Source organism: Methanobrevibacter sp. (assembly GCF_045541095.1).
Classification (GTDB): domain Archaea; phylum Methanobacteriota; class Methanobacteria; order Methanobacteriales; family Methanobacteriaceae; genus Methanocatella.
This window is the reverse complement of record NZ_JAZQIJ010000105.1, coordinates 1-2518: the sequence shown is the minus strand read 5'-3', so window position 1 is coordinate 2518 and position 2518 is coordinate 1. Positions and strand designations below refer to the sequence as shown.

The 2518-nt window shown below is 35.0% G+C and carries 3 protein-coding genes; 1 reads left to right on the top strand and 2 read right to left on the bottom strand.

All coding sequences use genetic code 11. The features are described from left to right. Positions 1 to 113 precede the first annotated feature (113 nt). Positions 114 to 716, top strand: a complete 603-nt coding sequence (locus ACKI2P_RS04695) for a hypothetical protein (protein WP_407375477.1) — start codon at positions 114 to 116, stop codon at positions 714 to 716. 114 nt (positions 717 to 830) lie between these two features. Here ACKI2P_RS04695 and ung read toward each other — a convergent pair whose 3' ends face one another. Continuing rightward, entirely contained in the window at positions 831 to 1496 is a 666-nt protein-coding gene (ung, locus tag ACKI2P_RS04690; RefSeq protein ID WP_407375475.1) for a uracil-DNA glycosylase, read from the bottom strand. Positions 1497 to 1514: 18 nt separating this feature from the next. Further along, the coding region (locus ACKI2P_RS04685; protein ID WP_407375473.1) for a phosphorylcholine transferase LicD at positions 1515 to 2518 on the bottom strand (1004 nt) is incomplete at its 5' end.

The following is a 2518-nucleotide window of genomic DNA, read 5'->3' as shown; positions in this document are numbered from 1 at the left end:
TATTGCAAATCCCCTCGTATACGACCTTGTTGATATGGATTCAAGGATGAGGGACAACAGAAAAACAGATTATGAAATAATAATTTAAATACAAATAATCACATAGTATTACCATGGTCAAAAAGCTTTTAATATTTATTCTTCTGGCGTTTGTCCTGATGAACTGCACAAGCGCAATCGATTCATCACACTGGAATACAACAACAGTAGGTCTTGAGGAGTTCAGGATTCCACCCCAATATGACAATCCGTACAGCAGCGATTTTAACATGTATGAATACGATGAGGATATTGATGAGTTTACAGTCAGATACGTCAATCCAAGAATTATGGATTTGTACGGCTATTTTTTAGAGCAGTACAGCATCTCCAAAAAGGTGGAAGTTGCAGGCCATGACGCTGTTCACTTCATCAAATACGACAGGCACGATGAGTGCAACAACTCCAAACTGTGGTTTTCAGCAGGCGAGGATTTTTACTATATCGCATTCAGGGGCGATAAAATAACTCCTGCAATTAAGGAAGTCGTGAAAAGTGCATCAGATTCCAAATATTCACATGATGAATTCTATTCCATTCTAAATGACGAGTATAAAAACTACAAAATCGTCAATGCGATAGAATCCCAAAGATATGACGCACCAAAAAGCGACAGCGGCCACCATTCATTTGTATCATTCGGAAGCAATGGAGTAAACTTCGGCATAATGAGTTAAATGTGCAATTAAACATGCGCTTCAAGACTCATCATTTAGTTTAATCGATACGATAACTAATTTTAAAAACAGAAGTGGGAAATATTTAAAAAAAGAAAAATATTATGTAGATTACTAAGGTTTGATTTGCCAGTTTATCTCATCAAGACCGTTGTCCTTTAAAAATTCGTTGGCCAGTCTGAAATGATTGGAGCCGAAAAATCCACGTCTTGCCGAAAACGGTGAAGGATGTGATGTGACTAAAACTAAATGATTAGAATTTGTAATTATCTCTTTTTTCTTTTCAGCCTGTTTTCCCCAAAGCATAAATACAATAGGTTGATTTTGACTGTTCAACAGCTTTATCACATTATCAGTAAATGTCTGCCATCCACATTTGCTGTGGGAATTGGCTTTTCCGGCCTCAACGGTCAAAACAGTATTAAGCAGAAAGACCCCCTGTTTTGCCCAGCTTTCAAGGCATCCTGACTGGGGAATATCATATCCGTACTCGGAGTTTATTTCCTTGAAAATGTTTTTTAAAGATCTTGGAATCGGCCGGCCGACAGGTGTTGAAAAAGCAAGCCCATGAGCCTGTCCCTCCTCATGATAAGGGTCCTGGCCTAAAATAACGACCTTGACATCTTCAAGCGGAGTCAGTTTAAATGCATTGAATATTTCATCATATGGAGGATATACTGTTTTTGTTTTGTATTCAGCGTCAACGAATTCATTAATTTTGATAAAATAATCCTTTTTGAACTCATCTGCTAGCGCTAAATCCCAATTGTTACCAATCATATAATCAAATTCTTTAAATTATTTGAAATTTTCATTTACCGTAATAAATCGGTTTATCAGCTTTTCATATACCTCATTAGCGTCAGTTGCATATCTAAGGTTTTCAATTCTAGGATGTCTGTGAAGATTTTTAGGAACACTCATATAATCTCCGTAAACATTTTTCAAGTAGTAATGATAATCCTTTGGAGCCGGAAATGTTCTGTCTCCGTATTTCAATTGTGTCAATGGGAAAACCTTATCAGTATCCAAAATCATTAACTTGTAGATATTATATTTACCGAATCCGCCTTCAACACCTGGAATTACATAGTCTGTTTTTTCCTTACTTAAATTCAAATCATCGTAGAGTCCTTTTAAGCATACTTCATAATCAATGTTTTTGCTTAAATTACGATAATATCTTCTTTTGGCATCATAATATTCGTCATTAATAGATTCCTTATTATAATCTCTTATATAATCATATGGGAAAACATCAACCCCTGCAAGACGAGGATTCGGTTTATTGCTTACGGGATGTCTAACATAAAGCTGAATGAAACTTCCAACCTCAGTTTTATCAATTTTTCGAGGTTTGTAAACAGAATGGATAATATCATCAAGGTTATGTTCCCTGATTTCATTTTCAATTACGCCCACAAATTTGTTGTAATTGGTCCTCATCATCCCTATATCGACATCATCATCCCAAGGGACAAAATATCCATGCCTTACTGCACCTAAAAGATTACCTACATCTATCCACCATTCCAAATCATATTTGATGCAGACATTTTCTACAAATTCCAATAATTGAATGCATAATTTTTGCATATTGTCCAATAATGGATTTGGATTGGTCAGCTCATAATCCAAAAATATCTTGTTAAAAAGAAAGTTAAATGAATCAATATATTCGTCATTTCTTTTTTTGTATTGTCTGAATTCCTTTTGCAGTTTTGCTATTTGAACGTCTACCTGTTTGGAAGAAACCCCATTATATTTTTCATAAAAATCCTTATAAAAATTGTAACTGTTAC

Excerpts from the sequence above, each read along its gene's own strand:
- ACKI2P_RS04695 (WP_407375477.1), top strand. The coding sequence starts at position 114 with ATGGTCAAAAAGCTTTTAATATTTATTCTTCTGGCGTTTGTCCTGATG.
- ung (WP_407375475.1), bottom strand. The coding sequence starts at position 1,496 with ATGATTGGTAACAATTGGGATTTAGCGCTAGCAGATGAGTTCAAAAAG.